Below are 26,723 nucleotides of genomic sequence, written 5' to 3'. Positions count from 1 at the left end.
TTTCGAGTGAGTCAGCCGCTAACCCAGTCTCTTTCGGATTGGGAGTGCAAAAGTACGATTTTATTCTTATAAAGCAAGCGCTTGCATCCTTTTACTATTTTTTGTCATCAGCCAACAAAGGAATGTTTTAAGGAAGATGACTAACCACTGTGCATCTAAGATGATTCCCTTGCAACTTTAATTGACCATAACTATAGCGAAGTTACCTCTACTAAATGGTGAAGGGACTTTCCTTCTCTTCGCTTATCAGGTTCGAATATTTCATATACAATAAGCCAATACTTGCATTTAAGAACTTGCTCTTGCTACCTAGGTAGCTGTAGACTTTGAAGAAGCTAGTATTAGCCGCCTGTTATAGGCAAAAGTTCTTTGGTGGCTATGATTTATGAGCTATTACTGTTATGCGCTACAGTCCAAGAGTTTTACACCCCATACGACTGACTCAACATACAGACCTCAGCTTCTTTAAGCCTATGCGGGATAAGTAGCCATACAGCAACGGTATTACTTAATTACCAATGGCTAGCGTAGACTGGGCCTATATAAGCGTACATTTAGGATATAGTGTAGATAAGTATGGAATGTATAATAGTTCTATTTAACACCCTAAACTATCCAACGTAATTTATGCCTACTTCATTCTACCCTACCAGTATGGCAGGCGGGTTAGCTAGGGCCAGCAAGCGCTCGTCTTGTAGGTGACGGTGCAGGCCGCTTTCTACGCTGGGCAATAAGGTACCATGCACGCTGCCTAGCACACTGTAGCGGGGGCGGCGGGCGGCCCACCCCATGCTGGCGGCCGGGCGTGGCACCACGCACGCCTCATCGAGGCCCGCCAGGCGCAGGGCCAGGCGGGCCAGTTCGGCCCAGGTGTAGGTACCAGCGTTGGCAAGGTGCCAAAGGCCGTAGGCGCGGTCGAGCAGCAAGTCGAGGCTGACGTTGACGAGGTCGGGCACGTAGGTAGGCGAGATGAGCAAGTCGTCGGCCGCCTCAAAGGCCTCGCCGCGGCGAGCGGCGGTGAGGGCGTGGTACACGAAGTTGTGCTCGTCCCAGGCGCTGAAGAAGGCACTAGTGCGCACTACCAGCGCGGTGGGCAGTTGGGTCAGCACCGTTTGTTCGGCCAGCAGCTTGCTATGGCCATACACGCTCAAGGCCTGAGGAGCGCTGTCCTCGCGATAGGGTGTAGCTTGCTGGCCGTCAAATACTAAATCGGACGAGAACGTGAGCAGTTGCACGCCACGTGCGGCGCAGGCCGCGGCCAGCAGACCGGGGCCAGTGGTGTTTTCGCGGTAGCAGCGGTCGGCATCGGCCTCTGCTTCATCTACGCGCACATAGCCTGCGGCATTCACCACAGCCCAGGGTTGATAGCGACCTAGAGCGCGAGCAATGGCAGCCTCATCAGCAATATCGAGGGCGGCGCGGTCGAGGGTGATGGTGTGCAGGCCCCGGATGCGGCATACCCGCTTGAAGGCCAGCCCTAGGGTGCCGCTGCCGCCAGTGATAAGGATGGGCGGGGTAGTTGCGAAAGACATAATTGCGTGCTGAAATACAAAGTACACCAAGCGCCCGTGCCAGGTAGGCGCGTGCGCCAGCAGCGGCTTGCTGCACCAAGCCTAGCCCTGCGGTGGCACGGCGGTTTGTGCGCGGGCGCTTCTGATGTACGCCAAGTGTGGCGCAGAGCAGTAGCCCACCAGCTTTAACCTGGCAGGCTACTGCTTATAGGTGTACTCTACTCGTAAGCACGGGGTTATTGTCGAGCCCTAGTATTTCTTACGGCACTGGCCGATAAGCCCTGCCTTGTTCGGCACCTATGTCCCCCACCCTCAGGCATGACGCAGCCGTCTACCCAGAAGGTATTTATTTTAGGGCTTCTACCGCGGGCTGCCACTCGCGGGCACCGCAATGGGGACAGTTTTGGGCGGGCGCTTGGGAGGCTTCTACCACCTGCCCACAGGGTAAGCAGGCAAATTGCCCCGCTGCTACTGGCTGCAGGTTGCGGAAGTCTTCGTCCCAGCCCGGCACAATAGATAAACCCGGCTTGGGCTCGTCTTCCTCTACTAGGCTAAACGTGCCGTTGGCCTCCATGTACAAGCGGCGCACCTGCCCTAGGTGCTCGAGGCTATCGCCGCGGAGCTGCGAAAACAGCCGCTCGCGCGAGAGCACCACGCGCTCCATGATGGGCAGTTGCATCACCCCATCAACGACTACCGTCGTGACGGTGCCTTGCAGCAAGTGCTCGGCGGTGGGGCGGCTGGCGGCCCACCGCGTCACGAACCGGTGCAGCAGCACCACCGTGGCCACAATGGCCACCGGTGCTAGCACCCCCCGGTCGGGCGAGAGCAGCGGAATACCGATGCTCACGGCTATTGACACCAGACCGGCCAGCTCAGTGCGGCTGATTTGGCCGGCCTGCCGCTTGCCCATCAGGCGCAGGCCCGTTAGCAGCAGCAGGTACATGGCCACTAGGCGCAGGGCACATTCGAGCAGGAAGCTCCAGGGCACATCGCCCATTAGAATGCGCATGTAATCAGTAATATGGGGAGGCGGGGGGGGCGGCATAACAGAACCTGCTAGAAGGAATTATAACGTGGAGTTTACTTTTGAAGGCGTGCTCACCTACCTAACACCTAGAGCATAGACTAGCGCGGCGCGGGTACTCACCAGCTTGTGGGGTCCCCTATTCTTTGCCTTCTTTCCCGGTTTTGACTAGCGAGGCGGGCACCCAGTTTTGGGCTTGGCAGCGCAGGCAGTGCGTGCCTGCATGGTCGGAGGGGGCAGGCACGTGGCCGCAGGTGGCGCACACCTGCTTGTTGTGGGCGGGGCCGCTGATGGCGGCGGGCGGCGCATCTTCCCGCGGCAGCACACTTAGGCCGGGCTGCGGCTCGGGCAGTTTGTAGAGGCTAAGGCGGCCGTTGGCCTCGAAGTACACGCGGCGCAGCTCGCCGAGCTGCGCGATATTCTCATTGCGGAGTTGGCCAAACAGCTGCTCCTGCGAGAGGCCCTGCCGCTGCATGGCGGCCAGGTCTAGGTTGCCATCGCGCACCAGTACCGCCGCGTCGCCTTGCTGCACCAGCTCCATGGGGCGCGACTTGTACGCCAGCCAGTTAGTGAAGCGGTGCATAAATAGCAGCGCTACTAGCACCGACACGCTGGGCAGCAGCCCCGCCGTCGGAATCTGCATGGGGCCGGCAATTACGGCGCCCAGCGTTAGTACCACGGCCAGCTCGGTTACCGACATCTGCCCCTTCATGCGGCGGCCCATCAGACGCATTATCACCACCATGATGAGGAAGATAAAAAACGCCCGCAGGGCCGTTTCGCCCACGAAGGAAGGCGGCGCCTCCCCAAATAGCCAGCGTTGCCAATCGCTGAAGATAATATCTTCCTTTTTCATAACCCGTTACCTAGGTGCCTTGCGTGAAGGAAGCTCAACGGCAGGCTATCGGCTAGGGTTGTGGCTAAATAGCTATCCAACAATACGGAGCACAGCGCAGCCACCTAAGTTAGCTGCACCGTGCTCCGAGCTAGTAGCTTCGTGGGGCTGTGATTAATTGCGCACCGCAATCAGCAGACCCAGCTCCTTATAGCGCATATTAAATTTCTTGGCAATGGCCGCATTAGTCAGCGAGCCCTTGTAGATGTATACCCCCGAGCGGAAATGCTCGTTGGTAAAGAGTGCCTCGTTGATGCCGCCTTGCTGGCTGATTTCCTGTAAGATGGGCGTGAAAATATTACTCAGCGCATTGGTGGCGGTGCGGGGCACGCGCGAGGCAATATTGGGCACGCAGTAGTGCACCACATCATACTTGCGAAACACGGGCTTGCTGTGGCTGGTGAGCTCGCTGGTTTCGAAACACCCGCCCTGGTCGATGCTGATGTCGATGATGATGGAGCCGGCAGCCATGCTGGCCACCATGTTTTCGGGCACCATAAACGGAATGCGCCCCTCTTCCACCGCCAGCGCACCAATAACCACGTCGGCCCGCCGAATCTGCTGGCTCAGGGCGAAGGTATCGAGCGTGCTGGTATAGAGCTGGGCACCTAGGTTGTGCTTAAGGCGGCGCAGCTTATACAGGTGGTTGTCAAACACTTTCACCTCGGCGCCCAGGCCAATAGCAGCACGGGCCGCGTACTCGGCCACCGTGCCTGCCCCCAGAATCACGACCTGCGACGGCGGCACCCCCGTGATGCCACCTAGGATGATGCCCTTGCCCTCGTTGGAGCGGGCCAGGTACTCAGCCGCCACCAGCATCACCGTCGAGCCCGCAATTTCGCTCATGGCGCGCACCACCGGCCGCGCCCCGCTGGGGTCTTTTATCAGCTCGAAACCAATGGCGTTGACCTTCTTACGGGCCAGGGCGTTGACGAACTCGGGCGTCATGGTGCCCATTTGCAGGGCCGAAATCAGCGTTTGGCCGGGACGCATCAACTCGATTTCTTCCAGCGTGGGCGGGGCCACCTTCAGAATGATATCGGCCTTGTAGACCTCCTCCGTGGAGTAGGCGATGGTAGCGCCCGCCTCCGAGTAGTCATGGTCGGAGTACTTGCTGGGCTCGCCGGCCCCACTTTCCAACATCACTTCGTGGCCCTCATTCACAAGGTGCAGCACGGCTTCGGGCGTGAGACCCAGGCGGTTTTCCTGCAAGGAGGTTTCCTTGGGCAGCCCGATAAAGAGCTTGCGCTTGCGCGTTTCCACGGCCAGCATCGACTCCTGGGTGAAGTAGGCGCGGCTGGTGGCCAGCGCACCGAAGCCGGGGGGTAGCTGTTCGGCCATATATTTTTTCAACTAGCAACGAATAAGTATCAATTATCGAAGAAAAATCAGCCCTAGGTGGGGCGTCGCACACCCCGGCAGGCCGGCATTCGATACGTGATGGGTACTGCGTGCTACTTGCTTAGTGATACTTAGTAATGAATAATCGTCTTGACTCTGAGCCCGTTACAACCAATTCAACCTGCAAATGGGCGGCGGGTAATAAACCAGCCACGCGGGCAGGCCATTCCACTAGACAAAGATACCCCGAATCGAAGTACTCAGCTGCACCCAGGCGAACTGCCTCTTCTTCAGAGTCAATGCGGTAAAAATCAAAATGATAAATGGGTTGCCCCTGCCCACTACGGTATTCATTGACCAGGGCAAAGGTGGGGCTGCTCACATCGTCGGCTACGCCCAGCGCGGTCCCTAGGGCCCGGATAAGCGTGGTTTTGCCCGCGCCCATCTCGCCCTCGAAGGCTACCACCGAGTGGCCGCTTTCGGCGATGGCGGCAGCTAGCTGCTGGGCTACGGCAGGCAGGGCCTCTAGGGTAGGAATATCGATTGTAAGAGTAGACATTTTAAATAGCTGACCGAGATGCTTGGTCATGCAGCGCGCAGCGAAGCATCTCGCTCGCACCGTTGTTAAGGTCATTAATTACTGCGCCACGCGAGATGCTTCGCTGCGCGCTGCATGACGACCATACACTAGTGCATGCGGTCGTTGCGCACGGGCAGGTTCACGATAATCTCGCCCTCTAGCTTGAGCAGTTCTTGCAGGCGGACGTCTACCTCGGCGGGGTCGCAGTATTCCTTGGCCAGGTCTACGTAGCTCACAAAGTGGCCGGCCTCGCTGGCCATCAGCTCGTAGTAAAACTGGCTGAGCTCGGGGTCGCGGTCTTGCAGGTGCAGCCATAGTAGCTTGAAGCGCTCGCAGCTGCGCGCCTCGATGAGCGACGACACCAGCAACTGGTCCATGAGCTGGCGCTCGCGGGGGCCGCCCTTGCGCACGTGGGCCATCAGCTGCACCACGTATTCGTCGCGCCGCGGGCGCCCTAGGGGCAGGTTGCGCTTGCGCAGCTCCTTAACCACGCGGTCGAAGTGCTCCCACTCCTCGGCCACCAGGGCCGTGAGCTCGTCCACGAGGCGCTCCTTTTCGGGGTAGTGCACGATGAGCGAAATGCCAGTGCTGGCTGCCTTCTGCTCGCAGTAGGCGTGGTCTACCAGTATCTCTTCGAGGTTTTTGCTGGCAATGTCAACCCAGCGTGGGTCGGTATTGAGCTTGAGCTTAAGGATGGTCTTCACCGCAGATTCGAACGGATTTTTAGGATGTAACGGATACGCCCGGCGGCGCCGGGCTGGCTATGCTTGCAGTGGCTGGAGATAGAAGCTGATTGGTCCACGCAGGCGCCCTAGGTGGTAGTAGTGCGCAAATTTCGGCAAGACCAAGGTATTATGCGTCGTGCGCAGCTCTTACAACACTGCGCGCAACGTTAGTGGCGGCCCGCCGCCGCGTCGTAGCGAGCACTTACACAGACTAAAAGCGTGACTGACCTTTTAAGTTTGGACCCTACTATGCTACGCAAGCTAACCCATACGCTACGGCTACCCAGTCAGCCCGGCGGCGCCGGGCGTATCCGTTACATCCTAAAAATCCGTTCGAATCTGCGGTCTAGGTGAAGAAGCGCCACCGCACGCCGAGCTGCAAACGGCGTGGGTAGCCGATGTAGAAAGGTGACGCGAAATAGCCATCGTGGCCGAGGCCCTGGTTGAGATAGGCCACCTTCAGGAAGATAGTAGCCGCCTTGATATCGGCCGTGAGAAACACGTTGGCTAGGGCGTAGTTGCGGATGGTGAAGCTGTTCTGTATGTAGAATTGCTGCACGCTAGGGCTGTAGCCGTATCCCTTGAAAGCCGACTGGTAATAGAGCTCAGCCCCTAGCTGCGCCAGCAGGGCTTTCTTAAACACGTGCGTCTGGTAGTACACCCGTGACTCGGTAACGAGCGTTGGAATGCGGAGGACGGCACTGTCGGCACTTGCCCCAAGGGTATACGTGCCCTGGTTATCAAAAAATACCTTACCCACTCTAAAGCGATGCCGGGCAGTGGCAATGAGCAGTTGCGTACTATTACCGTTCTTCTGCGCATTACTCCCATCCTGCGTAGGCCCGAGCAAGGAGCTCAGCCGGTTGTATTCGGGGCTAATAGTAGGGTCATAGGTATAATAAACTAGGTCACGAATGTCGGCAAATGAGAAGCTGGCGTCGATGGAATGGTCGGCCAGCAGTGGCAGGCGCTGCTGCAAGCGTCCCGTGAGCTGGGTGACCTTTGTGTTATCGAACCTATTGTCTACATTCAATCTCTCATCCTTTTCATACCGCCACGTGTAGCGGTTGCCCAGCTGCCGCTGCTGCGTAAGCGTGGGAGCGTAAGATGTGGTGAGTAGCTCGGCCGAGAGCGGCCCAGTGCGGATGCGGCCACGCAACCAATACTCACCCAATGGATTATACCCGAAAGGCTTATATTCGCCAGCTACTTCCACCGCATAAATAGTGCGGTAGTTGAAGGATGCCGTGCCACCAAAAAAAATCTGCGAATAGGAATCGCGGAACCCGTCCGTAGGGGCCGGGGTCGTGGGATTGGTAGAGGTGGCTGGAATAGGCAACTGCGTGCTTTGGCTCAGCGAGGCAGCGCGGTAGCGAGCATACACGTCGTAGGCCACGCGGTCGGTACTACCTAGGAAACCCACCGTATTCTCGGCCTGCCGATAGGTTACGCGGTCGGCCGTCAGTGTGGGGTTGCGCAGCGGTGTGCGGCCCTGGTAAAACGCCCCGTCGGTGGTCGTCACTGGCGAGTTGAAAGTCGCCGTGAGGTTATTATCGATGTAGCCGTTGTACTGCCGCTGGATATCGAACACGTGGTAGGCTGTGACCCCACGCCCCAGCAGCCGGTATGTGTGGAAGAGGTGCAGCTGGTCGCGGTCGTCGGTATTGGTGGCGTAGGCCAAGTTGACCTGGGCGCGGTCGTACACGAATAGTCTATTCGGGTTGAGCTTACCCGGATAAAGTGTATCGCTGGCTAGCGGTAGCACGCCGCCCTGCTCTGCGGCACGGTGGCGGGTATCTACAAGGCTCACCATGAGGTGGTAGCGCTCGTCGTCGGTTTGGTAGCGGGCAAAAAACCGGGCGGCGTTGTGCTCCACCAATCCTGCATCGGCGCCGCCACTGGCGCCAGGCCCCACTATTCGGTTAGACGCAATACGCTCGTAGGCGGCCCCAATGCTAAAGTTTTTCTTGAGCGAGCGGCTGTAGCTGATTTCGAAGATTTGCTCGCCTGCCCCACTCTGGATAAAGCGAAAAAACGAGTACGGCGAGCGGCTGTCGTAGTACGGCACCTGACTGGCGTCGCGGGTGTAGCGGTCAAACACGTTGCGCCCTAGGCGGGCCCCCAGCGCTGTATTGGCCTGAAAGAGCAGCGGCCGCGAGGCCGAACCCATGGTGCCGAGCTCTTGCTGAAACGTGCTATCGTGCAGCCAATACTTTGCCTGGGGCCAGCGCACCAGCGAGGTATCGATGAGCACGCCGCGCGTGGAGTCGCGCCGCAAATCGGCCTCGTAGATGACGCGGGTCGTCTTGGGCCCGTAGAGCACCTTGGTCGAGTCGTCCACAATCTGGGCTTGCCCCAGCAGCGGCGCGCCCAGCACTAGCCCAAGCAGCAAGAAAAGCCAGCGGGTGGCGGCGGTCGAAGGAAAAACCATGCGGGGTAACAACAGGCAAATTAGGGCCGGCGCCGAATGGCAGCGCCCGCCTGAACTCATAAAAGTACCGGTGAACTTGGGCTTGCACCCGGCAGCAGCGCCCGCAGCCGGGCCGCGCCGGTGCCCAGCAACGCCACGCGCACCGGAATCGTGTACACCGGCAGGCCCGCCAGCGCCTCATCCAGCGCGGGAGCTAGCAGCCGGGTAGCATCCTTTTCGGTCGTAAAAATAGGCTGCCCGGCCCGCCAGCGCGCACGCACGGCGCCTAGGTCGGCCGGCGCGAAGGCGTGGTGGTCAGGAAAAATAAACTCTTCCGCCAGCTGAAAACCGGCCGCCAGCAGGTGCTCGCGCAGGGGGCCTGGCTGCGCAATACCCGTGAGCAGCAGCGCCGATTGGCCGGCCCTAGGTGCCCCAAGGGCCCGCGCGGCGGCCGTAAGCGGCTGGGGCGCGGTGTAGGCGTAGGCCGAGAACAGTACTGGTGCACCCGGCCGGGCATAGCGCCGCACCTGGGCCGTAGCCTCAGCCTGCGCCTCAGCCATTATATCGGGGGGGCACTTCGTAATAATCACTACATCGGCGCGGGCGGCTCCGGCGCGGGTTTCGCGCAGGCGGCCGGCGGGCAGCACGTAATCGTGGTAAAAAGGCCGGGCCAGCTCGGTGAGCAAGATGTTGAGCGTGGGGCGCACGCGGCGGTGCTGGTAGGCATCGTCGAGCACTACGGTCGTAAGCTCGGGATGATGCTGGCGCAAGAGGTCGAGGCCGAGCTGGCGATTTTCGGCCACCGCCACGGGCACGCCTAGGGTACTGAATTGCTCAAAATACTGCCACGGCTCGTCTCCTACCGTGGCGGCCGAGTCGGTGAGCGTGGCCAAGCGCGGGCCTTGGGTCTGGCGGCCGTAGCCGCGGCTCAGGATGGCCGGGCGCTGGCCCTGGCGCAGCAACTCCTCTACTACCCAAATTACGTGGGGCGTTTTGCCAGTGCCGCCCACCCGCAGGTTGCCTACCCCCACGAGTGGCACCCAGCCGGGGGCCGAGGCCTTCCAGCCGTGGTCGTAGAGCCAGTTGCGCACGGCTAGCACGGCCGCGTAGAGCCACGCAAAAGGCAGCAGGATAGTGCTTAGTGCTTGGTGCTTGGTACTTGGGCGCATGGCGCAAAGGTCGGCAGCAAACAACCAGCCTGCGCCACGGGCGTAAGGAGCTTCTTCATCGCCCAACAGAACCAGCCAGCCCGGCGCAGCTGGGCGTATCCGTTACATCCTAAAAATCTGTTTGAATCCGCGGTCTATGCCCGATTTTGCCACCCGCCTGCTGCACCTACTGCGCACCTTTCCTCTCCCCGATTCGCCCCTGCCGGGCAGCGTAGAAGTCCGCCGCTCGGCCGAAGACTCAGCCGTAGCGGGTATTATCACAGCGTTTGCACAGAAATACTACCGGGGCAATGGGCAGCGCGTGGGCATCTTCGGCATCAACCCCGGCCGCTTTGGCGGCGGGCGCACTGGTGTGGCTTTCACCGACCCGGTAGCGCTCACTGATATCTGCGGCATTGCCCACAGCCTGCCCAAGCAGCGGCGCGAGCTATCAAGCGAGTTCGTGTACAAGTTCATCGCTGAGCTCGGCGGCCCCACGCCCTTTTACGAGCATTTTTTCCTCAGCTCCATCTACCCGCTAGAGCTCACGCACGCCGGCAAAAACTACAACTACTACGACGCATCGGCCATCATTAAAGCTTTGTGGCCCGACATGCGCCTGTCCCTAACCCAGCAGGCCGAGCAGCTCAACCTACGACGCGACGTAGCCGTGAGCCTAGGCCGCCGCAACGGCGAGTTTTTGCGCCAGCTAAATGATGAACTGGGCCTCTTCGACCGCATTGAAGTACTTGACCACCCGCGCTTTCTGATGCAGTACCGCCGCCGGTTTCTGGCCGAAAACGTAGCCCGCTACGTGGAGGTACTGGGCGGGCTGCTGCCCTAGGTTAGCTCTGCGCAGCTCCCGCTACCTTTGCCTGCAACTCGCGTTTGGTACGTCCCCCAGCCCAACGGCTACTCTGAAAAAAGAGAAGCCCCGGCTGTTGGAGCAGCCAGGGCTTCGAGAAGTGTGGGGGTTTTCGCAGAACCCTTTACTTCATTCGGAACAATGGAAAGTAAAAAGGCGAAGCAGGAGTTTGACTTTAAGGTCCGGCTCCGAATGCCCCCTGAGCTAGTTAAATGGCTTGTCGGGGCTATCTTAATGGGTGGCGGCGCGCTTACCGCCGCTACGCATTGGGGTAACTAAGTTGGCAAAGGCCGTGCCGCGAGGTGCGGCCTTTGTTTATGCTGCAAATGTACGTAACCCGCAGAATAAAGTGCTTGGAATACACAGTTTATTCTCCTCGTTAACAACCCCGCTCCTACTCCCGTGCCTACCGTTCAAGACCTAGCGCGCCTCATCGAGGCCGCCGCCCCCCTCGCCTACCAGGAAAGCTACGACAACGCCGGCCTGCAATGCGGTCTGCCTAGCGCCGAAATTACGGGCGTGCTCATTGCCCTCGACTGCACACCCACCGTGGTAGCCGAGGCCGCCCGGCGTGGCTGCAACGTGGTACTGTGCCACCACCCGGTTATTTTTCGGCCGCTCAAGCGCCTTACTGGCAAGGGCTTGGTTGAGCAAACCATTATGGCCGCCCTCAAGGCCGACGTGGCTATCTACGCCGCCCACACCAACCTCGACCACGTGCGCCAGGGCGTAAACGCCAAGCTGGCCGAAAAGCTGGGCTTGGTCAACCTCCGCATTCTGGCCCCTAAAACCGGCACCCTAGGTCGCCTCAGTACCTACGTGCCCGCTACGGCCGCGTACCCTGGCCTGGCCGAGCAAGTGCTGCAAGCCATGTACGCCGCTGGTGCGGGCCAAGTCGGAGATTATAAAGACTGCAGCTTCCAGACGCCGGGCACGGGCACCTTCACGCCCGGCCCGGATGCCCAGCCCACCATCGGGTTGCAGCTGCAGGCCGAAGCTGTGTCCGAAATCAAGCTCGAAGTGCTGCTGCCTTTGCACCGCCAAGATGCCGTGCTGGCGGCCCTGCGCCAGGCGCACCCCTACGAGGAAGTGGCCTACGAGCTTGTGAAGCTCGAAAACCAACACCAAGACGTGGGCGCGGGCATGGTGGGCGAGCTGCCCGAAGCCTTGAGCCCGGCCGATTTTCGCGCCCGCCTCAAGCAGGCCCTAGGGGTGCCGGTGGTGAAATACACGGCCTTTGACCAAGACATTAAGAAGGTGGCCCTATGCGGCGGCGCGGGCAGCTTTCTGACCGGCGCGGCGGTGGGCAGCGGGGCCGATGCCTACGTGACGGGCGACGTGAAATACCACGAGTTTTTTGCTCCCGAAGGCCGACTGATGCTCTGCGATGTGGGCCATTTTGAGAGCGAGCAGTTTACGGGCGAAATCCTCCGCGATTTGCTGCTGGCGGCGTTCGGTCGTACTTTTGCGGTCTTATTCGCTGAAACTCCCACAAATCCCGTTCAATATGACTGCTAACTCCGCCGCCGTGGTCAACCCGGCTGATGCGCCCATTTCGGCCAAGCTCGAAGCGCTGCTCAATCTGCAACGCATTGATTCGCAGCTCGATGAAATCCGGCGTGTGCGCGGCGACCTGCCCGAGGAAGTCCGCGACCTGGAAGACGAGATTGCCGGCTACGAAGCCCGCGTGAAGCGCTTCGATGACGAAATCAGCGGCCTCAACGACCAGATTAAGCAGCGCAAAGCCGCTACCAAAGAAGCCGAAGGCCTCATTAAGCGCTACGAAGAGCAGCAAACCAACGTGCGCAATAACCGTGAGTACGAGGCCATTGCCAAGGAAATCGAGCTTCAGCGCCTGGAAATCCAGATTTCGGACAAGAAAATCAAAGAAGCTCAGTACCAGATTGAGCAGAAAAACACTGAGGCCAACGGCACCCGCCAGCGCCTCGACGAGCGCCGCAAGGACCTCGATACCAAGAAAAGCGAGCTCGACACCATCGTAGCCGAAAACGAGGCCGAGGAAAAAACCCTCATGACCGAGCGCGACGGTGCCACTCAGCCCGTAGAGCCCCGCCTGCTGACGGCCTACGACCGCATCCGCGGCAACATGCGCAACCGCCTGGCGGTAGTGCTCGTGCGCCGCGACGCCTGCGGTGGCTGCTTCAACACAGTGCCCCCGCAGCGCCAGGCCGACATCATCTCGCACAAGAAAATCATCGTGTGCGAGCACTGCGGCCGCATCCTGGCCGACGTAGAAGGCAAGCAGGCTGCCTAGGTCGCTAGTTTTTGTTTTTGAAAAAAGGAACGGCTTTAGTCGTTCCTTTTTTTATATCAGCTTGTTTATGAGTTTTCTCGCAGAGGTTTGCAGAGGGGTACGCAGCGGGGTGCAGCAGGTCGTCGGGCCTTCTGTGCTCTGCTGCGTGCTCTGCTGCGCCCCACTGCGGTCCAATTCTTACCAGCAACCGTCGCCTGCTGAACCAGAATTTGAAAATCAGAAACTAGAAACCCTCTCGCCCGCCGCCCGCCGTGCGTATGCCGAGCTCTTAAAGCTGAAAGTAACTACCTGCCGCCAGCTACTAGCCGCCGAGCCCCCTACTGCGCCCGGCACGCTGCTCGTGGCCGACTGCGCCGATTTTGTGGCGCTCATTATCAGCCAGGATGCCGGCCGCTACGAGGCCACGATGGCTGCCCATGATGCCCGGCTGGCCGCGCTAGATAAGGCACCCGCCAGCGCCCTGCGCGACTACGCCCAGGCCGAAATCAGCCTGCATCAGGCACTCGGCCAAATCGGCTTTCATCATGAAGTGCGCGGCGCCTGGAACCTACGCCGCACGGCCGGCCTCATGCAAGCTGTAGCTGCGCACTACCCGGCGTTTGTGCCAGCCCGCAAGACCCTAGGGCTGTGTCAGTTCGGTATTGGCTCCTTACCCGAGGGCTACCACTGGTTTTTGCGGTTGCTAGGGTTACGCGGCAGCGTGGAGGAAGGCCTGCGTAACCTAAACGCGGCCGCTGTGCAGCCCAATGACTTTCAAACGGAAAGCCAGATTTTACTAGCGCTCATTCGGGAATCGTACTACAAGCAGGGCTCCGAAAGCTTGGCCCTGGCTGGCCGCCTGGCCCGCGAGCAGCCCGACAATCTGTTATTTAATTATCTAGTCGTTAGCCTCAACAAGCGCCAGCACCACGGCGATGAGGCGCTGGCCGCCTACCGCGCCCGGCCGGTGGGGCCGGCGTATTACCCACTGGGCTTCGTGCACCACCTGGCCGGCGACTTGCTGCTATATAAGGGCGACTACGCCGCCTCGCTAGCCGAAAACGAACAGTTTTTGCGCGAGTACCGGGGTGATTATTACCGTAAGGACGCGGCCTTTAAGCTGTACCTAGCCGCCTGGCTGGGCGGCGCGCCAGCCGCCACCCAAGAGCGCTACCGCCAGCAAATCAACCAAGCCGGCCCGCTCACCATTGAGGAAGATATTTACGCTCAGCGCTTTTACCACGATGCACAGTCGCTCAACACCATCCTCACCCGCGCCCGCCTACAAACCGACGGTGGCTATTATGCGCAGGCATTGAGCACGTTGCAGCAGTTCCGGCCCAGCACCACCACACCCACCCGCGACCAGCTCGAAGCGCCATATCGCCGCGCCCGCGTGTGGCAAGGTCTTGGCCGCCTCGATTCGGCCCGCACCGACTACCTGCGCACGCTGCGCCGCTCGGCTGCCCTAGGTGAGCCCGCCTACTACTTCGCGCCCCAGGCGGCCTTACAGCTCGGCTACTTGGCCCAGGCGACCGGGCAAAAGGCGGCGGCCAAGGCGTATTTTGAGCGGGCCGTGGCCTATCCCAAACACGAATACAAAAACAGCACCGACCAAAAAGCCAAGTTGGCCCTGCGCCAGCTGTAACCCGCAGCACGCGTGGGCCCTGCTAGTCCGCATGTGCTGCGCCTTACTTTGCCTACCCCTACGCGGGCCCGCAGGGTCCACGGCATTTTCATGCTCCGCATTCCGCTTTCCGACTTACCTACCGATTTTTGCCACCGCGCCTTGCAGTGGGCGGCGCAATTTCCACATTGTGCTTACTACGAGCACAATGATTTGCAGCAGTCGGCCCCTGGTACCTTTAGCCGGTTGCTGGCTGTGGCCCCAGCCGCGCCCGTGGCCCCGGCTTCGCTGGTCGATTTGGCCGCCTATTTGCGCGCGGAGTCCGAACAGCCAGGACCATACTGCGGCTTTGTGACGTATGAGGTTAAAGATGAAATAGAGGCACTGCACAGCCAGAATTTCGCGGGCTTAGCCTGGCCCGCCCTGCATTTCTTTCGGCCCGAAACCTGGCTGCATTGGCAGGCCGATGCTGTGGAGCTACACGGCCACACGGCCGGCGTGCTGGCGGCCATTCTGGCGACTGAGGTGCCCGCTGTTGCTCTGGCTGCCGTGCCGCCGTTGCGCCCTCGTGTGCCGCGCGCCGACTACCTAGGGGCCGTGGAGGCCGTGCGTGAAGACATTCTAAGCGGCGAAGTGTATGAGTTGAATCTGTGTCAGGAGTTCTACGCCAAAAGAGTGGTGCTCGACCCGGTAGCTACCTTTTGGCAGCTCAATGCGGCTTCGCCAGCGCCCTACGCGGGCTTTCTGCGCCACCACGACCATTACCTACTATGCGCCTCGCCTGAGCAGTTTATCGCTAGCCAACAAGGCATCATCACTTCGCAGCCCATCAAAGGCACGCGGCGGCGCGGCCCTACCCCGGCCGAGGATGAAGCGCAGCGCCTGGCCTTGCTGCACGACGAAAAGGAGCGCGCCGAAAACCTAATGATAGTAGACCTGGTGCGCAACGACCTTGCACGCGTGGCCCGGCCGGGCACCGTGCACGTGCCCGAATTATTTGGTACCTACGGCTTTCGGCACGTGTGGCAGCTGATTTCGACCGTCGCGGCCGAACTGCGCCCTGGCATTGACCTAGGCGATATTCTGCGCGCTACCTTCCCGATGGGCTCCATGACGGGCGCGCCTAAAATTCGGGCCATGCAGCTCATCGAGCAGTACGAGGCTACCCGGCGCGGCCTCTACAGCGGCAGCTTTGGTCTGGTTTGGCCTGATGGCGGGTTCGATTTTAACGTCGTGATTCGCAGCCTACAATACCGCGCCGACACCGGCTATCTCAGCCTGCAAGTGGGCTCGGCTATCACCTACGACTCGGTGCCTGAGCAGGAGTACCAAGAATGTTTGCTCAAGGCGCAAGGCGTGCTGCAGGCGCTTTCAACAAATATCAATGAGCAATGAATAATTATCCGCCCGGCAAGCAGTGACATACCCAACAACGTCAGACTAGCTGAAAACTGCTCATTGATAATTGCTCATTGATAATTGAAAAACTGTCATTCTGTCATTTCCCAACGCTATTTTGTATCTTTGTTATGGCCTGGCTCCTAGCCTAGGGCCTCTTGCCTGCTATGTCTCAACCGCTCATTACCTTAGATTTTCTCGATAAAGCGCCCGTAGCCGACGCCCTGCCCGCCGACGTGCGGGTGAGCGCTGCCACGCGCACTGGCCGCGCCCGCAAGCTCTACATCGAGAGCTACGGCTGCCAGATGAATTTCTCCGACTCCGAAATCGTGTCCAGCATTCTGGCCGACGAGGGGTTTGATACCACCGAGGACCTCGCCGGGGCCGACCTCGTGCTGCTCAACACCTGCTCCATCCGCGAGAAGGCTGAGCAAACGGTGCGCATGCGCCTCAAGCAAATTAACTCGCATAAAAAGCGCAAGCCCGGCATGCTGGTGGGTGTGCTCGGCTGCATGGCCGAGCGCCTAAAGAGCAAGTTCTTAGAGGAAGAGAAAATCGTGGACCTCGTAGTGGGCCCCGACGCCTACCGCGACCTGCCGCAGCTTATCAGCCAGGTTGATGGCGGGCAAAAGGCGGTGAACGTGCTGCTGAGCCGCGAGGAAACCTACGCCGACATCACGCCAGTGCGCCTGAACTCGAACGGCATCACGGCCTTCATCAGCATCATGCGCGGCTGCGACAACATGTGCTCGTTCTGCGTAGTGCCCTTCACCCGCGGGCGCGAGCGCAGCCGCGATGCCCACAGCATTGTGCAGGAAGCCGCTGACCTAGTAGCTGCTGGCTACAAAGAAGTTACCCTCCTAGGTCAGAATGTAGACTCCTATAAATGGGCTAGTGAAGACGGCACTGAGCGCGTCAATTTTGCGCAACTGCTGGAGCGCGTGGCGCTCATCAGCCCTGCGCTGCGTGTACGCTTCTCGACCTCGCACCCCAAGGACATTACCGACGAGGTGCTGCACACCATGGCGCGGCACGAAAACATCTGTAAATACATCCACCTGCCCGCCCAGAGCGGCAACTCGCGGGTGCTGGAACTGATGAACCGCACCTACGACCGCCCCTGGTACGAAGAGCGGGTGCAGGCCATTCGCCGCATCCTAGGTGAGGATTGCGCCATCTCGACTGACATGATTGCCGGCTTCTGCTCCGAAACCGAAGAGGAACACCAGGATAGCCTGAGCCTCATCGACTTCGCGCAGTACGACATGGGCTACAACTTCTTCTACTCAGAGCGCCCCGGCACGCTGGCCGCCCGCAAGCTCGAAGACGACATTCCACTGGAAATTAAAAAGCGTCGCTTGCAGGAAATCATCGACCGCCAGCAGTTGCACGCCCGCGCTCGCTACGCCCGCATGGTAGGCCGCGTGCATAAAGTGCTGGTGGAGAACTTCTCGAAGCGCTCGCAGGAGCACCTGAGCGGTCGCAACAGCCAAAACCAGGTCGTTATTTTCCCCAAGGGTACTTTCCAGAAGGGCGACTACGTTAATGTGTTTGTAACGAGCACGACCGGTGGTGCTCTGCTAGGAGAAGCAGTCAGTTAGTTAGCATTTGTGAAGGCTAAAAAGACTCCGTGGAAAAAGAAGAAGGTTAAGTCTTTCTCTTTTTCTACCCTCTTGGGCAGCCTACTGGTACTAGGTCTTTTGGGGTACTTCGTTTATGTGCTCGGTATAGGAGCTAGCAGGCAGAAGCAGCTAGGAGCTACTACTACCACCACTTATGCAGTAGTCATCGACGAAAAAAACTACTTTGGCAATAGCCCTGTTAGCCACCAATTTTCTTACTCCTTCGAGTTTACAGTAGCTGGCAAAAAATATACTGGTAATACCGGTGACTCTAACTGCCAGGTTGGCGATATTATTAGAATAAAATATGTGCCTGCTAATCCAACTTTTAATGAGAAGTTGGATTCGGAGTAACTCATACAATAGCAAGACATCCAAGCCTTGACAAATCAGGAGATTCAAAGTATAAAGCAGCGCTTCGGCATCATCGGCAACGCGCCGGCGCTGAACTACGCCATTCAGGTGGCCGCGCAAGTCGCGCCGACTGACATGACGGTGCTCATTACCGGTGAAAGCGGGTCGGGTAAGGAGTCGTTTTCCAAGATTATCCACGCCCTGTCGCCGCGCAAGCACGGGCAGTTTATCGCTATTAACTGCGGCGCCATCCCCGAGGGTACCATTGATTCGGAGCTATTTGGGCACGAGAAAGGGGCCTTCACGGGGGCCAACGAGGCTCGCAAAGGCTATTTCGAAGTGACTGATGGCGGCACCATCTTTTTGGATGAAATAGCCGAAATGCCCCTAGGTACCCAGGCGCGCCTGCTGCGCGTGCTAGAGAATGGCGAGTTTATCCGGGTGGGTAGCAGTAAAGTGCAGAAAACCGACGTGCGCGTGGTGGCCGCTACCAATGTAAACTTGCTCGACCGCGTGCAAGCCGGCAAATTCCGCGAGGATTTATACTACCGTCTCAATACGGTGCCTATTATGGTCCCGCCGCTGCGCGAGCGCGGCGACGATATCTACCTGCTGTTTCGCAAGTTCACGGCTGACTTTTCGGAGAAGCACCGTGTAAAACCCATCTCGCTCACGCCCGATGCGGTGCGGTTACTCAACAGGTTTCGCTTCCCAGGCAACATCCGTCAGCTCAAGAACTTGGCCGAGCAGATTTCTGTACTGGAAATTGACCGCGAAGTAGATGCCACCCGACTAGCTACTTACCTACCGGCCACCCAAACCTCGCAGCTACCAGCGCTGCTGCCAGGGCACGGGGCGGGCGGCGCGGGCGGCGATTTCGGCTCATATTCGGAGCGGGATATTTTATACCGCTTGCTGTTCGATATGCGCCGCGACATGACCGACCTCAAGAAGGTGGTGCTGGAATTGGCCAGTGGCACGGGTCCGCGCCCTGCTACTGATGCGCAAGAGCTGCTACGTCAGAATAGCCACCTGTTTACTAACCTAGGCGAGTCGTCGCCCTACCCCGGCCCCGAAGGACCAGCTGAGGCGGGCGGTTACTTGCTCCCTCCCGCTTCGGGCCCGCTGCGCGTGGATGTGGCCACACCCGCCTCCTATAGCGACGAGGATGAAGACGCGCATACCGAAGACATTTCGCACGAAACGGAGGAAGAAACCCTGTCGCTAGATGCTATTGAGAAAGAAATGATTCTCAAAGCTTTGCGCAAGCACCATAACAAACGTAAATACGCTGCTCAAGACCTAGGTATCTCTGAGCGCACGCTGTACCGCAAGCTGAAGCAATATGATTTGGAATCGGCGTAACCGGGTTGCCAATGGTAAATTCTACCACCTAGGCAGGCGCCGCGCGGTGGCCAGCCTAGCCCTGCTAGCGCCTGGGCTACTACTCAGTGGCTGCGGTATTTACTCCTTTAACGGTACGAACATCGACCCGTCCGTTAAAACGATTTCCATCCAGACGTTTCAGAACAACGCGCCGAATGCCCCGGCCGCGCTGAGCCAACGCTTTACAGAAGACATCAAGGACTATTTTCAGCGTAATACCACGCTCAAGCTAGTGCCCCGCGACGGCGATTTACAATTCGAGGGCAACATCGTTGCCTATGACTACGCGCCGGCCGCTATTCAGCAGGCAGGAGCGATAAGCCAAGCAGGTAGCAACCGCCTGACCATTCAGGTACAGCTGCGCTTTACTAACACGAAAGATTCGAAGCAGGACTTCGAGCAGACCTTTCAGAGCCAAGCCGACTTTGCGGCAACGCAGGATATTGCAACGGTAAACAATGACCTGAACGCTATCCGTAATATCACGCGCAACATCATTAGCGACATGTTCAACAAATCGGTGGCCAACTGGTAGCTAGCTGCTAGTGTTATTTTTTTCGCTGCTATTAAGTTGGAAGTGCAAAGTCTTTCGAAGAAAATCCTTGCGAGGAATCCAGTAAAGCTGACCAGCAACTGACCCAATAAGTTAGGCACCAATTGGCTTTCGTACTAGAGCGCTGAGACACTGTTCAGCTTAGGAAAAAGCTCGCTAAGCCACCAATTTTTTCGGGGCTTTCTGAGCTATTTAAATATAAGTTTATTTGATTTTCATCGTTAGGCAGGGCGTGTGTTATTGCACCTGATTTTCAGCCTTTCTGATGAAGCACTTTACTACGCTGGGGTTACTGTGCCTGTTTGGGGCGCCACGCCTACATGCCCAAACTACGGCCCCAGCGGCCCGCCCTGTGGTGGCAGGCACGGGCGAGCTGCGGGGCAACGTGCAAGACGCCGCCACACACCGGCCCGTAGAGTATGCCACGGTATTACTGCTGCCGGCTACTGGCACCTCCCCACTAGCCAGCACTACGTGCGACGAGCAGGGGCGCTTTGTGCTGCGCAAGCTGCTGGCTGGCACCTTTCGGCTGCAAATAAGCTTTGTGGGCTACGCGCCTAACCTGGCGCCCGTGACGGTGACCAACCAAGCCACCGACCTAGGGACGCTGACCCTGGCGGCAGAAGCGCGGAAGCTTGGCGAGGTGAGCGTGACGGGCCAACGGCCACTGGTCGAGACGAAGCCCGACCGCTTGATTTACAACGCAGAGCAGGACGTGACCAGCACCGGCGGCACGGCCGCCGATGTGCTGCGCAAGACGCCCCTGCTGAATGTGGACGTAGATGGCAATGTGCAGCTGCGCGGCACTTCCAACGTGCGCATTCTCATTAATAACAAGCCCTCGGCCATGCTGGCGGGCAACCTGGCCGACGCTCTCAAGCAAATTCCGGCCGACCAGATTAAGGCCATCGAGGTGGTGACGTCGCCTTCGGCGCGGTATGATGCTGAGGGCTCGGGCGGCGTTATTAACATTGTGTTGAAGAAAAACACGTTGCAGGGCACTAATGGCAACGTGGGCGCCAATGCTGGCAACCGCAACCAGAGTCTAAATGGCTCGCTGAACGTACGCCGGGGTAAGCTGGGTATCAACACCCGGCTCAGCGGCTATTATAACACCTACCCCTACCGCTCTTCGCTGAGCCGCACCGATTTTACGCCCGCTGGCGAGGGGCAACTGACCCAGAACACAACCTCTAGCAGCCAAGGCGGCGGCGGCTACGGGCAGGTAGAGCTCACCTACGACCCCTCGCCGCTGCACAGCTTTACGCTTAGCACCAATGGCAACCTTTACCAAAGCAATTCGCCGCAGGCCCTTTTTAACCAATACGCGGGCATACCGGGCCGCGACACGCTGTATACCCGCGACATCCGGCAGCGCTACCTAGGGCGCAACTACGACTTCAACGGCGGCTACACGCGCACCTACGGCCCCGACCACCCGCGGCGCGAGTGGAGTGTGCTGGCCCAGCACACGCGCAGCACCAACACCGGCAACTATAATCTGGCGCAGTACCGCGCCCCTACCATCGAGGACGGACCGCTGGAGTACCAAGAGCGTAGCGACAACCTCGCTCGCAACCTCGAAACCACGCTTCAGACCGACTACATCCGCCCGCTTACGGAGAAAAATACGCTGGAAGTAGGTGCCAAGGCCGTGCTGCGCCAGGTGAGCAGCAACTACAGCCTCGACACCCTGCTGACGGCCCAGCAGCTTGATTTTGCTCACAGCCCCCGCCGCTCTAATGCCTTCAGCTATCACCAAAACGTGGGGGCAGCCTACGGCACCTACAATTTTGCCTGGGGCAAAAAATACGCCCTTAGCCTAGGGGCGCGCCTAGAGACCACATCCATCGAAGGCGAGTTTGCGGGCGAGGAAAGCCGTTTTACCAATTCGTATTTTAACGTGCTGCCCAACGTGAGTGCCACCCGCACTCTCAAAGAGCCGGGCCACACGCTGCGGTTCAGCTTTTCGCGCCGCATCCAGCGGCCCAATATCTACTACCTCAACCCCTACGTTAACCAGAGCAGCGCCAACAGCGTGTACTACGGCAACCCCACGCTCTCACCCGAGCTGGCTAGCTCCTACGACTTCAGCTACAGCACATTTGGCAAAACCAACTCACTCAACCTATCGGCCTACGTGCGCTACACGGGCAACTCGATAGAGCGCTACAACTTGTACAACGAGGCGCTGGCCCGCACCGAATCGACTTATGGCAACCTAGGCTCCAACGCCACCTACGGGCTGAGCGCCTACGGCTCACTCAAGCCCGTGCCAGCCTGGAACGTAAGCGGCAACGCCACCGTCAACTACAACCGCCTGCGCAGCGTGGCCCTGGGCCGCACCGCCAGCCAGGTTGCGGTGAACGTGAGCCTGAACACGTCTTTAAAAATGGGCAAGCTGTACACTGCCCAGGCTTACGGCGGCTACGGCTCGGGCAGCGTACTGCTGCAATCACGCTATTCGGGCTACTACTACTCCTCACTGGGCCTGAAGCGCACGCTGCTTAAAGACAAAGCAGACTTGACATTCAACGCCAGTAACTTCTTCACGCCGGGCCGCGAATTTCGCAGCAGCACTACCACCGACCAGTTTATCAGCGAAAGCGTCAGCTACCAATACCAGCGCACCGTACGGCTCGCGTTCAACTACCGCTTTGGCCAAATCGATGCCAGTGGCTCGCGCCAGCGCCGCTCCGTTCGCAACGACGAAAGGGCGGCAGCTCCGCGCCCTAGGCTGCCACACGCTCAGCAAAGCGGTTTTGTCACTTTGTCAGCGCGCCGTGGCTGGGCTGCCCTAGGTGCCTGGCCACGGCGCCACCAACTCAAGCCCTGCGCCTAGGGGGGTCATTGGGGCGCTGGTGCAGATGCGCGGTACTAGACATTGTATCTTTGGCCCCCTTCACCCTGGGAGGATGCACTAGTAGGAAGGCAGTGAGATGCCCATTTTGCCGCTTGTACGGCACCTAGGCACCTCTCCCAACGACTTGCTGCCCCATGACCCGGACTACCCTGCTTCACCTGCTTGCTCACCCCGCCACCCTGTCCGGGGACGACGTGCGCGAGCTGGAGCAGCTGGCCCAGGCTTTTCCCTACTGCCAAACGGCCCATCTGCTGCTGGCCAAAGCAGCCCACGACCAAGGTTCGATGCTGGCCAGCCAGCGCCTGCGCCGCGCGGCTACCTACGCCACCGACCGCGCTCGCCTGCGCCAGCTTATCGAGCTGGCTCCTAGCCCAGTAGTAGCACCTAGCGTGCCAGAGCCTGAGCTAGCTCCTAGTCCAGTAGCAGAGCCTGACCTCGTAATTGCGGAGCCGGCTGCCGACTACGTAGCTGCACCAGTAGCGGAACCCCTTCCCGAGCCACCTGCCGAAGAGCAGCAGCAAGCCGACGAGCCTGCCGCCGTGCCCATAGAGGTTGAACACTCGCCGCTGCCAGAGCTAGAGCCCGAGCTGCCGACCCCCGAGCCAGAAGCGCCGGCCGAGCCCGAGCTAGAACTTGAACAAACCCCGGCTACCGAAGAAGATTCAGCTATTGAAGAAACGGAAGTAGCTGTCGAAGCCGAAATTGAGGAAGAGCTGCCCGCGCAAGCCCCGCCCATTCGCCCGCCGGCCGAAGCCGAGCTGGCACACGCCGAGTTTGGCCTGGCTGCGCAGGAACCCGCCGAGATTACCGCCTACAGCCTGCCCACGCTGGCCGAAGTCGAACTGCCCCTAGGCATCACTATCGATGTTCTTTCGTCGCCGCTGCCCGCTTTTAAAGGTGACCCCAATGTAGGCTACGCTCCTACCGAAGGCAGCCGCCTCGGGTTTTGCCTACAGGGCCTGACCACCGAATACAGCCTCATGACTGGCCCCGCGGCCCTGCTGCCCAGCACGATACTGCCGCCGACTAGCGAGTTTTTTGCGCCCGATGCGCTGGTGCTGGCGCACCTGGCTACGCACCAGCCCCCGGCCCCAGCACCCGCCGCCAACGACCTTATCGACAGCTTTTTGCGCCGCACGCCGCAGGGTGCGGCACGCCGACGCTCGCTCCCGGCCCACCCCTCATCGGCCGATGAGGAGCAGACCGACCTATCGGGCCCTAGCACCCGCGTAGTACCCGACCTAGCCTCCGAAAACCTGGCGCAAATATTGGTGCGGCAGGGTAAGATTGAGCGGGCCATTGCAATTTATGAACGCCTTATGGTGAAACACCCAGAAAAAATGGCGTACTTTGCGGCTCAAATTGACTCCTTACGCCCCTCGGCGTAGTTATTATTCTCCTCATGTTCATCGCTTTAGTTGTACTTATCCTGATTGTGTGCCTGTTGCTATCGCTGATAGTGCTGGCCCAAAACCCCAAGGGCGGCGGCCTCAGCAGCCAGTTTGGTGCGGGCGGCGCGGCCAACCTCATGGGCGTGAAGCGTACCGGCGACCTGCTCGAAAAGCTCACCTGGGGCTTCGCTATTGGTCTGATTGTACTTTCGCTGGGCACCCACATGATAGGTGGCAGCGAGGGTCCGGCCCGTAGCATCAACCAGCAGCGCGCCCAGCAGGTGAAGCTACCTGCGCCGACTGCCCCCGCAGCCCCGGCTCCTGGCGCTACTGCTCCCGCAACGGCCCCAGCTCCCGCGCCGACTAATACACCGCAGCCCTAATAGCTTCGTGTTTTTAATTACAAAACCAGTGGCGACCGCGAAAATCACGGTCGCCACTGGTTTTTTGTTTGTGGCTGTTTCCAGTATTTTTCCTACCTAGGAGCCTGCGTGGCCTGCCAAAGGCACCTGCCATTATCCTAGCACTTGGGTTTGTTAGACTGATATTGTGCGGCCCTAGGTCCACATTATCGAAACATTTCTGCCAATCCGGCTCTTGCAGCTACACATTCTGTCAGGTTTGGCCGGTTGGCACATTTAGTGTCAGTCGGCGCCGTAGGATTCCAAAGTTTTCCGTTTCCCAAAACATCATTCCCACAATTCAACACATGGCACTGAGCATTAAACCGCTGGCCGACCGCGTAGTCGTTAAAGCCGCCGCCGCCGAAGCCACCACCAAGTCTGGCATCATCATCCCCGACACCGCCAAGGAAAAACCCCAGCGCGGCGAAGTGGTAGCCGTTGGCGAAGGCCGCACGGCTGACAGCGGTACCCTCATTCAGCCCCAGGTGAAAGCTGGCGACCAAGTGCTGTACGGCAAGTGGTCCGGCACGGAAATCACCATCGATGGGGAAGACTACCTCATCATGCAGGAAAAAGACATTCTGGCCGTTCTTTAAGCCGCGTCCGTTTCCGGTAGTTTCCTCCTATACCTTTTCATTCTCTCCTTTTACCCAGCAATGGCTAAGAACATTCAATTCGACGCAGACGGCCGCGACCGTCTAAAGCGTGGTGTCGACAAACTGGCGAACGCCGTTAAAGTAACCCTTGGTCCGAAAGGCCGCAACGTTATTATTGACAAGAAGTTCGGCGCACCGAGCATTACCAAAGACGGTGTAACTGTAGCCAAAGAAATTGAGCTGCGCGACCCCATCGAGAACATGGGCGCCCAGCTCGTGAAGGAAGTGGCTTCGAAGACGGCCGACCAGGCTGGCGACGGCACTACCACGGCTACCGTACTGGCCCAGGCTATCTACGCTGCTGGCTCGAAGAACGTAGCCGCCGGTGCTAACCCGATGGACCTGAAGCGTGGCATCGACAAAGCAGTACAAGCCGTAGTTGCCAACCTGAAGTCGCAGTCGAAAAAGATTGAGAACAACTCGGAAATCGCCCAAGTAGGTACGATTTCAGCCAACAACGACGCGGAAATCGGCAAAATGATTGCCGATGCCATGGATAAGGTTGGTAAAGAAGGTGTTATCACGGTAGAAGAAGCCCGTGGCACCGAAACCGAAGTGAAGACGGTAGAAGGCATGCAGTTCGACCGTGGCTACCTCTCGCCTTACTTCGTAACCAACCCCGAGAAAATGGAGGTTGAGTTCGACAGCCCCTTCGTTCTCATCTACGACAAGAAAGTGAGCACCATGAAGGAGCTGCTGCCCGTATTGGAGCAGGTTCTCCAGACTGGCAAGCCCCTGGTTATCATCTCGGAAGATGTTGATGGCGAAGCCCTCGCTACGCTGGTAGTAAACAAACTGCGCGGTTCGCTGAAAATCGCAGCCGTGAAGGCTCCTGGCTTCGGCGACCGCCGCAAGGCCATGCTGGAAGACATCGCTACCCTCACGGGTGGTACCGTTATCAGCGAAGAGCAGGGCTACAAGCTCGAAAACGCTACCTTGGAGTACCTAGGTACGGCTGAGAAAATCATCATCGACAAAGACAACACCACCATCGTCAACGGCAAAGGTTCGGCTGATGCCATCGCTGCCCGCGTAGGCCAGATTAAGGCCCAGATGGAAACCACTACCTCGGACTACGACAAGGAGAAGCTGCAAGAGCGCCTCGCTAAGTTGAGCGGCGGCGTAGCTATTCTCTACATCGGCGCTAGCACCGAAGTAGAAATGAAAGAGAAGAAAGACCGCGTAGACGATGCCCTGCACGCTACTCGCGCCGCCGTTGAGGAAGGCGTAGTACCCGGCGGTGGCGTGGCCCTCGTGCGTGCTCTCGACTCGCTCGAAGCCATCGACACCCACAACAGCGATGAGCGCACTGGCGTGAACATCATCCGCACGGCTCTCGAAGCTCCCCTGCGCACCATCGTATCCAACGCCGGTGGCGAAGGCTCGGTAGTAGTACAGAAGGTGCGCGAAGGCAGCGCTGATTTCGGCTACAACGCCCGCGAGGACCGCTACGAAAACCTGGTGGCCGCTGGTATCATCGACCCCACCAAAGTAACCCGCCTAGCCCTCGAAAACGCTGCTTCTATCGCCGGCCTGCTGCTGACGACCGATGCCGTTATCTCGGACGAGCCTGAGCAGGAGAAAGCCGGTGGTGCTGGCGATGCTGGCATGGGCGGTATGGGTGGCATGGGCGGCATGATGTAAACCGCAGATTCTAATGAATTAAACTGATTTTATAGATACGCCCGCTTGCAGTGGGTTGGCTTCCAAACT

General features: G+C 59.0%; 22 protein-coding genes. 14 read left to right on the top strand and 8 right to left on the bottom strand.

The window, feature by feature from the left end; genetic code table 11:
• Positions 1-641: 641 nt before the first annotated feature.
• The 8 genes from JAO77_RS21620 to lpxK form a co-directional block, all read right to left on the bottom strand.
• Positions 642-1,532, bottom strand: coding sequence for an SDR family oxidoreductase (locus JAO77_RS21620; protein WP_198992612.1), 891 nt, complete (start codon positions 1,530-1,532; stop codon positions 642-644).
• A gap of 325 nt (positions 1,533-1,857) precedes the next feature.
• Positions 1,858-2,523 carry a YetF domain-containing protein gene (locus JAO77_RS21615; RefSeq protein WP_198992610.1) on the bottom strand — a complete coding sequence of 222 codons (666 nt, stop codon included), beginning with the start codon at positions 2,521-2,523 and terminating at the stop codon, positions 1,858-1,860.
• A gap of 154 nt (positions 2,524-2,677) precedes the next feature.
• Positions 2,678-3,394, bottom strand: a complete 717-nt coding sequence (locus tag JAO77_RS21610) for a DUF421 domain-containing protein (protein ID WP_198992609.1) — start codon at positions 3,392-3,394, stop codon at positions 2,678-2,680.
• Between the two features lie 153 nt (positions 3,395-3,547).
• Positions 3,548-4,774, bottom strand: a complete 1,227-nt coding sequence (locus tag JAO77_RS21605; RefSeq protein ID WP_198992607.1) for an alanine dehydrogenase — start codon at positions 4,772-4,774, stop codon at positions 3,548-3,550.
• Between the two features lie 121 nt (positions 4,775-4,895).
• Positions 4,896-5,333, bottom strand: coding sequence for a tRNA (adenosine(37)-N6)-threonylcarbamoyltransferase complex ATPase subunit type 1 TsaE (gene tsaE, locus JAO77_RS21600; RefSeq protein ID WP_198992605.1), 438 nt, complete (start codon positions 5,331-5,333; stop codon positions 4,896-4,898).
• Positions 5,334-5,461: 128 nt separating this feature from the next.
• On the bottom strand, positions 5,462-6,058 hold the full coding sequence (locus JAO77_RS21595) for a MiaE family protein (RefSeq protein WP_198992595.1): 597 nt from the start codon (positions 6,056-6,058) through the stop codon (positions 5,462-5,464).
• A gap of 367 nt (positions 6,059-6,425) precedes the next feature.
• On the bottom strand, positions 6,426-8,510 hold the full coding sequence (locus JAO77_RS21590) for a putative porin (RefSeq protein ID WP_198992593.1): 2,085 nt from the start codon (positions 8,508-8,510) through the stop codon (positions 6,426-6,428).
• Between the two features lie 56 nt (positions 8,511-8,566).
• A complete protein-coding gene (gene lpxK, locus JAO77_RS21585) occupies positions 8,567-9,658 on the bottom strand; it encodes a tetraacyldisaccharide 4'-kinase (protein WP_198992592.1) in 1,092 nt (363 codons plus the stop codon).
• 136 nt (positions 9,659-9,794) lie between these two features.
• Here lpxK and JAO77_RS21580 point away from each other — a divergent pair, with 136 nt between their 5' ends.
• The 14 genes from JAO77_RS21580 to groL all read left to right on the top strand — a co-directional run bounded on the left by JAO77_RS21580 (position 9,795) and on the right by groL (position 26,654).
• Positions 9,795-10,481 carry a uracil-DNA glycosylase family protein gene (locus tag JAO77_RS21580; protein ID WP_198992591.1) on the top strand — a complete coding sequence of 229 codons (687 nt, stop codon included), beginning with the start codon at positions 9,795-9,797 and terminating at the stop codon, positions 10,479-10,481.
• Positions 10,482-10,904: 423 nt separating this feature from the next.
• Positions 10,905-12,020: a Nif3-like dinuclear metal center hexameric protein gene (locus tag JAO77_RS21575; RefSeq protein ID WP_198992589.1), complete on the top strand. Its 1,116-nt coding sequence runs from the start codon at positions 10,905-10,907 to the stop codon at positions 12,018-12,020.
• Complete coding sequence (locus JAO77_RS21570; protein WP_198992580.1) at positions 12,010-12,777, top strand: zinc ribbon domain-containing protein; 768 nt, start codon at positions 12,010-12,012, stop codon at positions 12,775-12,777. The genes JAO77_RS21575 and JAO77_RS21570 overlap by 11 nt, the downstream gene beginning before the upstream one ends.
• Before the next feature lie 67 nt (positions 12,778-12,844).
• Positions 12,845-14,404, top strand: coding sequence for a tetratricopeptide repeat protein (locus JAO77_RS21565; RefSeq protein ID WP_198992579.1), 1,560 nt, complete (start codon positions 12,845-12,847; stop codon positions 14,402-14,404).
• Between the two features lie 90 nt (positions 14,405-14,494).
• Entirely contained in the window at positions 14,495-15,778 is a 1,284-nt protein-coding gene (locus JAO77_RS21560) for an anthranilate synthase component I family protein (protein ID WP_198992575.1), read from the top strand.
• A 170-nt stretch (positions 15,779-15,948) separates the two neighbouring features.
• Positions 15,949-17,382, top strand: a complete 1,434-nt coding sequence (gene miaB / locus JAO77_RS21555) for a tRNA (N6-isopentenyl adenosine(37)-C2)-methylthiotransferase MiaB (RefSeq protein ID WP_198992573.1) — start codon at positions 15,949-15,951, stop codon at positions 17,380-17,382.
• Positions 17,383-17,391: 9 nt separating this feature from the next.
• On the top strand, positions 17,392-17,757 hold the full coding sequence (locus JAO77_RS21550; RefSeq protein ID WP_198992571.1) for a hypothetical protein: 366 nt from the start codon (positions 17,392-17,394) through the stop codon (positions 17,755-17,757).
• A 27-nt stretch (positions 17,758-17,784) separates the two neighbouring features.
• A complete protein-coding gene (locus JAO77_RS21545; RefSeq protein ID WP_198992570.1) occupies positions 17,785-19,122 on the top strand; it encodes a sigma-54 interaction domain-containing protein in 1,338 nt (445 codons plus the stop codon).
• Complete coding sequence (locus JAO77_RS21540) at positions 19,103-19,678, top strand: LptE family protein (protein ID WP_213019461.1); 576 nt, start codon at positions 19,103-19,105, stop codon at positions 19,676-19,678. The genes JAO77_RS21545 and JAO77_RS21540 overlap by 20 nt, the downstream gene beginning before the upstream one ends.
• A 283-nt stretch (positions 19,679-19,961) precedes the next feature.
• Complete coding sequence (locus JAO77_RS21535; RefSeq protein WP_198992566.1) at positions 19,962-22,538, top strand: TonB-dependent receptor; 2,577 nt, start codon at positions 19,962-19,964, stop codon at positions 22,536-22,538.
• 155 nt (positions 22,539-22,693) lie between these two features.
• Positions 22,694-23,947, top strand: a complete 1,254-nt coding sequence (locus JAO77_RS21530; RefSeq protein ID WP_198992564.1) for a DUF8458 domain-containing protein — start codon at positions 22,694-22,696, stop codon at positions 23,945-23,947.
• A 14-nt stretch (positions 23,948-23,961) separates the two neighbouring features.
• Complete coding sequence (gene secG, locus JAO77_RS21525) at positions 23,962-24,333, top strand: preprotein translocase subunit SecG (protein ID WP_198992562.1); 372 nt, start codon at positions 23,962-23,964, stop codon at positions 24,331-24,333.
• Between the two features lie 326 nt (positions 24,334-24,659).
• On the top strand, positions 24,660-24,950 hold the full coding sequence (gene groES / locus JAO77_RS21520; protein WP_198992560.1) for a co-chaperone GroES: 291 nt from the start codon (positions 24,660-24,662) through the stop codon (positions 24,948-24,950).
• 60 nt (positions 24,951-25,010) lie between these two features.
• Positions 25,011-26,654, top strand: coding sequence for a chaperonin GroEL (gene groL, locus JAO77_RS21515; RefSeq protein WP_198992558.1), 1,644 nt, complete (start codon positions 25,011-25,013; stop codon positions 26,652-26,654).
• Positions 26,655-26,723: the final 69 nt, after the last annotated feature.

The sequence above is a fragment of the Hymenobacter sp. BT559 genome (genome assembly GCF_016427535.1).
Classification (GTDB): Bacteria; Bacteroidota; Bacteroidia; order Cytophagales; family Hymenobacteraceae; genus Hymenobacter.
The sequence above is the reverse complement of the archived record's forward strand: the minus strand, read 5'-3'. Positions and strand labels throughout refer to the sequence as shown.